Source organism: Kluyvera genomosp. 1, from assembly GCF_001266615.1.
GTDB lineage: Bacteria > Pseudomonadota > Gammaproteobacteria > Enterobacterales > Enterobacteriaceae > Kluyvera > Kluyvera cryocrescens_A.
Genome location: NZ_LGHZ01000052.1, coordinates 39,043 through 45,502, shown reverse-complemented (window position 1 = coordinate 45,502; position 6,460 = coordinate 39,043). Strand labels below are relative to the sequence as shown.

At 53.8% G+C, this 6,460-nt stretch carries 5 protein-coding genes; 1 reads left to right on the top strand and 4 read right to left on the bottom strand.

The features are described from left to right. Nucleotides 1–38: 38 nt before the first annotated feature. From KP80_RS21320 to yebS, 4 genes are all read right to left on the bottom strand, one after another. The gene (locus KP80_RS21320; protein ID WP_052285641.1) at nucleotides 39–263 is read right to left on the bottom strand and encodes a DUF1480 family protein; all 225 of its coding nucleotides are present in this window, start codon (nucleotides 261–263) and stop codon (nucleotides 39–41) included. 113 nt (nucleotides 264–376) lie between these two features. Continuing rightward, nucleotides 377–1,816: a 16S rRNA (cytosine(1407)-C(5))-methyltransferase RsmF gene (rsmF, locus tag KP80_RS21315; protein WP_052285645.1), complete on the bottom strand. Its 1,440-nt coding sequence runs from the start codon at nucleotides 1,814–1,816 to the stop codon at nucleotides 377–379. Nucleotides 1,817–1,894: 78 nt separating this feature from the next. Then, a complete protein-coding gene (locus KP80_RS21310) occupies nucleotides 1,895–4,528 on the bottom strand; it encodes a PqiB family protein (RefSeq protein ID WP_052285640.1) in 2,634 nt (877 codons plus the stop codon). Continuing rightward, nucleotides 4,497–5,780: a membrane integrity lipid transport subunit YebS gene (gene yebS / locus KP80_RS21305; protein ID WP_052285639.1), complete on the bottom strand. Its 1,284-nt coding sequence runs from the start codon at nucleotides 5,778–5,780 to the stop codon at nucleotides 4,497–4,499. Before yebS ends, KP80_RS21310 begins: the two co-directional genes overlap by 32 nt. 143 nt (nucleotides 5,781–5,923) lie before the next feature. Between yebS and KP80_RS21300 the strand changes: the two genes are divergently transcribed. Next, complete coding sequence (locus KP80_RS21300) at nucleotides 5,924–6,421, top strand: GAF domain-containing protein (RefSeq protein ID WP_052285638.1); 498 nt, start codon at nucleotides 5,924–5,926, stop codon at nucleotides 6,419–6,421. Nucleotides 6,422–6,460 lie beyond the last annotated feature (39 nt).

Here is a 6,460-nt window from a genome sequence, read left to right as displayed (position 1 = left end):
TCGTCGGCAGCGTCAGATGTGTATAAGAGACAGGAGCGTCAGATGTGTATAAGAGACAGGTCGTAGTGTTTGCGATAGAGAACGGAGCGTTCGCCATCAAGAAGGGCTGGAATGCTGGTGTCGGCGTCCCAGGCGTCAAGCTGCATACATAAATCAGGATCGGACTTACAAGGGATACTTAACGTTCGCTCGCCGTGTTGCTCGGCGTGCAGTACGGCATCATCAATTTCAAATGCGCCGATGCGTACGCTGGTTTTACTCATAATGCTCTCCGTTAATCTGCTGACCTGTTGTGGTACGACCAGTTAGTCGTACCTCTTTCAGCGTAGACAACGCAGAGATTTACGCCAGTAAAAAGATGCGCTTTTTTTATTCGCTACTCCGACCTGTTGCCAAACAGCTTACCGTCGCGGACCAGCTCACGTGGATAGCTGTTCTTCAAGCGTGAATTAATACGTTTTGCCAGCCCAAGCGGAAAGCCCTGGAAGGTGACAATGACATCATCATGCGCAGGTATCTGCTGTGGATAGACATCACGACCCCGATACCACTCCTGGGCCTCGTCCTGGGTCAATTCGTGTCCCAGACTTTCTGTTTTGCCGAGCGCAATCACCGCTTCATGCTGCCAGCGGAATCCTTTGTTGTGCGTCTCCGCAAGCTTAAGCCCGATACGGGAAAAGCGCACTTTACCGAGCAGAGGTTCGATTTCTGTCGGGAACAACCATATCTCTTTATCACGCTGCCACAGCGCGAGCGATTCATCCCATTCGATACCCACTTTGCGCGCCGCGCTGGCCACCTCGGCGGATTCGCGGGTCTTCATTGGGAAAAATGGGAACTTGCCCACTTTGTAGCCCGGAGCAGGCAGCGGTTCAATGGCTGACGTTTTACGCAGACGAGCGACAAAGAAACCTTCGCAGTCGTAGATTTGCGGGAAGACGTGGAGAAAACCTTCCGGCGTCAGCGCCTGAGAGGCCGATGGGAATAATTCGCCAAGCGGCATAATCTCGGCCGCCTCCGGATAGCGAGCTAACAGCCAGGCGACGACGGATTCATTTTCATCGCGGTTCAGCGTACAGGTGGAATATACCAACGTTCCGCCGGGACGCAGCGCGTGGAAAGCGCTGTCGATAAGTTCGCGCTGAGTCGCGGCAATGTCGAGATTACTGGCGTACGACCAGTTTTTCAGCGCGTCGGGATCTTTGCGGACGACGCCTTCGCCGGAGCAGGGCGCATCGAGCAAAATGGCATCGAAGCATTCCGGCAGTGCGGCACCGAAGACGCGGCCATCAAAATGTGTTAACGCCGTATTAGCGATCCCACAGCGGCTAATATTGGCATGCAGAACTTTCACGCGGCTGGCCGAAAACTCGTTAGCCAGCAGCATGCCGCGGTTGTTCATCCGGGCAGCGATTTGGGTGGTTTTGGAACCAGGGGCGGCTGCCACGTCCATCACGCGATCTGGCTGCATGCCATCGGCAAACAGTGCGGCAACCGGCAGCATGGAGCTGGCTTCCTGAATATAAAACAGGCCGCTGAGGTGTTCTGCGGTACTGCCGAGCGGCAACGCCTCGTCGTCGTCTCGTTCAATCCAAAATCCTTCGGCGCACCAGGGCACCGGTGTGAGCTGCCAGCCGTAAGGCGCGACCAGTGTCAAAAAATCGTCCACGGTTATTTTGAGCGTATTAACGCGAAGGCTACGGCGCAGCGGGCGCTGGCAGGCATCGAGAAAATCATCAAAGGAAAGATGAGCTGGCATGGCCTCACGCATCTGCGTCAGGAATTCATCGGGAAAGAAGACAGAGTTTTGAGCCACTGGCGAATACCACAAGGAGATAAAGAGCGCGCAGTCTACCATAAAACGCGCCGGTGGCGGGCACCGGCGCGGAGGGATTTAACGTGGCAGGGCGGTGCCCCATTCACGCCATTCTTTCGGTTCAGACTCCAGCAGCAAGAAGTGTTTCCCTTCCTGCGCCTTCGGCGCCAACGGTGTCCCTGGCGGCGTCGCAAACGCAATACCGCCGCGAATGAACTGATTGAAGGTGCCGGTTTTCACCACGCCGCCAATCAGGCCAAAGTCGAGACTGTAACCTGAAGCGAGCCAGAAGACCGAGTTATTACGGACCAAATGCTGATAGCGCTGACCGATACGCATTTCAATCATCACGCGGTCGGACAGGCTGCCTAAATGCAGGCCGGTAACGGTACCGACTTCCAGACCGCGGAACAGAACCGGCGTACCGATGTTCATTGAACCGGCTTCCGGTGCTTCCACCACGATATTCAGCCCGTTGAGATAGCGGGAATCCGAAATTGTGGCTTCCTGCAGCTCGAAATCACGACGCATTTCGCCATGACCCGGCTCCACGTTGACGTACGGCTGGAGTAGGGTGTCGAGATGTTCCACGCCTGCCGCCGAGATTTGCGGGGTGATTACCGAGAAACGCGTGCCGCGACGGGCAAAGGTACTCACGTACTCCGGATAAAGCACCGCACTTGCCTGCACTTCATTACGAGATGCGTTGAGCTCCAGGTTTTGTACCTGACCGATATCGATGCCTAAATAACGGATAGGCATACCCGCTGAAAGTTTATCCGCATCGAAGGCGTGCAGCGTTATCTGCCCGCCGATGGCACGAGCGGCGGTTTCTGATGGGAATAGCACCCGCTTGTCGCCCTTACGGCTGCCGTTGCTGGCCTGGTTGATATTATCGAAACTCACCGCACCTTTCAGCGCGCGAGATAGCGGTGACGCCTGAACCGTTAGCCCGCTGCCGTTAAGCTGCACCTTCGCACCGCCTTCTGCCCAGAAGACGCTGTTGGATGTGAGCAGTGAACGGTATTCCGGCTTAATATGTACAGCAATATCAAAAGCGTTGGCGCGCGGCTGGACTGAGGTAATCTCACCGACTTCAAACTTACGGTATAGCACCACAGAACCCGTCTGGATATCCGGCAGCGTTTCCGCCGTGAGCATCAGCGTTGTCGTTGGATAATCGCTTAAGTTGTTTTCCTGGGCTTTTTCCAGGTTTGAGTACAGTGGATAGCTGGACTTCATTGGCCCTTTTTCGCCCGGAAGAATGCGGATCCCGCCGCTCAGCCACTCATTTGCGCTGGCACCCAGGAACTCGACGCCGTCAATGCCGACTTTCACGTCCATCTTGCTATTGACGACAAATTTGCTGTCGCCGTGCACCAGGTCGCGATACTGCGGGTCAATGGCTATGGCAAACTCAATACCTTTCGCACTGAGCGTACGTTGGAGTACCTGACCAATTTTGACGCCGTGCAGCATGATAGGCTGTCCACCGTCGATACCATAACTCTCTGGCGCGGTCAGCGTCAGTGTCATCACGCCAGGTTGTTGAAGCAGCGTTTTATCGGCAGCCAACACGGCAAAGCGATCTCTAGGCTCACCTTCGCCGGGGACCAGCTCAAAAGTGCTGCCGGTCAGTAGCGAGCTCAGATTCGGGTTATCGAGCGTCAGTTTAGGTTGCTGAAGTTCGATACGGGTTTTTTCACGCAGTAATGACACTACGCTCGGATCAACGGTCATTTCCCCGGTGACGGAACCATCTGGGTTAAGCGTGAGCTTGGTCAATTGGCCAACCTCAAGCCCTTGATAGAGCATTGGCGTTGAGCCTGCTTTTAACCCATCACCGCTTGGCAACTGGAGCTGGATAATCACGCCGCGCTGGCTGTGCGCTAGATCTTCATACAGACCGTATTCATCATTTTGTTCAGCCGCTTTTGAATCCGGCGGCGAGTCAAAGGCTATTGCGCCGTTCACCAGCGCCGATAGGCTTTCCAGCTGGACTTTTGCACCACTTAAACCGACATCGGCCTTCACACCGGATACATTCCAGAAACGGCTGCCTTTTTTCACCAGATTGGTGAAACGGCGTTCGATCAGGACATCAATAGTCACGCCCTGATTATTCGGGTTTATCGCATAGTCATAGACGCGCCCAACCGGAATTTTACGGAAGTAAACCAGCGAGCCGCTACTCAACGAACCTAAGTCCGGGGCATGCAGATGAATCATCAGTTCGCCGTTATTCAGTCGATACTTGGGCTGGGTGTCGAGCGCGGTGAAACGATCGCGCGGTTCGCCTTTACCGGGCATCATGCCGATATAGTTGCCGCCCACCAGTGCATCGAGACCCGATACGCCGGCAAGGGAGGCTTTAGGCGTTACCAGCCAGAATTGGGTGTCGTCACGCAGGGCATCTTCCATGTCGCTTTTAATGCTGGCACGCACCTCAATCTTGCTGCGGTCCTGCGCCAGGCGAATATCCTGCACTGTACCGACCTCAACCCCCTGGAAACGCACAGGCGTACGCCCAGGGACAATACCGTCCGCCGACATAAAGTCGATGGTAATGGTCGTGCCCCGGTCTTCGTAGCTATTCCAGATAAGCCAACCCGCGATCAACAGCGCGATGACTGGCAGTAGCCAAAACGGAGAAATGCGACGTTTTGTTTTAATTCGCGCTTCAGTCTGTGAAGCGGGCGTTTCCTGACTCATGTGCGTCCCAAAGTAAGCGGCTGTCCAGCCATTCAACAGCAAGAATAGTTAATATTACCGCAGCGCCAAAATAAAACGCAGCGGGACCCATCGTGAAAGCGAGAAGCTGATCGCGATTGATGAGCGACATGGTTAATGAAATCACAAACAGATCGAGCATTGACCAGCGGCCAATCCAGGTCACAAAACGCAACAACAGGATACGCGTACGCAGCCCTTGCTGGCACTTAAAATGCACGCTGGTCAGCAGCGTCAGCATGACGATGATTTTGGTAAATGGCACTAAAATACTGGCGATAAATACCACCGCCGCAACGGCCACATTACTGCTGGCCAGCGACATTATCCCGGACAAGATAGTATCTTCCTGTCGACCTCCGTTTACATAAATAATTGAGATTGGCAGCAGGTTGGCTGGGAAAATAAAGACAATGGAGGCGACCAGCGCCGCCCAGCTTTTTTGCAGACTCTGGCGACGACGATAGCGCAGCGGCGTGTGGCAGCGTCGGCAACGGCCGCGGGCATCGGCAAATCCGGTGTAATGGCATTCAAGGCATACGCGAAGATTGGCGTCTGGGCGCGTAGCGGGGCGCTGGGGATAAAAACGCTCCCACAGTTGCTCCACGTTGAGGTGGATAAGCGTCAGGATGCTGAGCACCACTAAAACGATAAACGCTAGCAGGCCGATCCCCGGCTGTAAAAATGCGTAGTCCTGTACTTTTATTGAGGCTACAGCGATACCAACCAGGTAGATGTCGAGCATCACCCACTCTTTAAGTTTATCAAGCATCAGCAGGACGGGGCGGAGATTCATGCCTAGAATATTACCCAGCCATAAATAGGCGATGGCCAGCACCAGCACCGCAGGGGCGGCAACCGTGCAGAAAAACACCATCGCGGCAGTTACCGGATCGCCCTGATCAGTCATTTGCCAGATGCCAGCCAATAGGCTGGCATCAATGCGTACGCCCAGCAGGTGAAGCCGCAGTAGCGGTTCACTCCATGCAAAAGGCATGAGCAGCAGCATGGTGATGGCCATTGCACCCAGACGAGTCAGCGACCAGTCACGCCCTTCGCGAACTTTTGCATTACAGCGGGGGCAGTAGGCGCGTTGCGATGATTTTACGACCGGTAACCGAAAAAGCGTATCGCACTGCGGGCAACGTTGGTAATGTGCCCACGGTAACGGTTCGCTAACGGCATGAATGCGTATTTTTTTCGTCGGCTTTATCAGTGAAGTTGTCAGTGCCATTTATTACATTGATAAATGAATGTATAACTCTATCTTAACCTAAGTATGGATTCATCTTGAGCCTAAGCGCACTTAATGCGTATTTTATAAGGCCGTAGACTGGGTAACGAATCAGTAACATCGTAAACAATAGTGATTGAATAATGAGCAAAACAGAATTTTACGCGGATCTTAACCGTGATTTTCAGGCGTTGATGGCAGGTGAAACAAGTTTTTTAGCCGTAATCTCCAATACTAGCGCGCTGCTGTATGAGCGTCTTTCGGATGTTAACTGGGCAGGTTTTTATCTGCTGGAAGGCGACACGCTGGTTCTGGGGCCGTTCCAGGGCAAAATTGCCTGCGTACGTATTCCGGTCGGTCGCGGTGTCTGCGGGACTGCCGTTGTACAAAATCGTGTGCAGCGCGTCGAAGATGTTCATGCTTTCGATGGACATATTGCCTGCGATGCGTCCAGCAATGCGGAAATTGTGCTGCCCCTTCAGGTGAATAATCAGGTCATCGGCGTACTGGATATCGACAGCACCGTATTCTCTCGGTTTACCGAAGAGGATGACGCGGGCCTGACAGAACTGGTCGGCCACCTTCAAAAAGTGCTTGAAGCCACCGATTATCAAAAATTCTTTGCACCCGTCGCAGGATAATCAACGGATAACGTAGCATTTACGGATGACGTCATTATA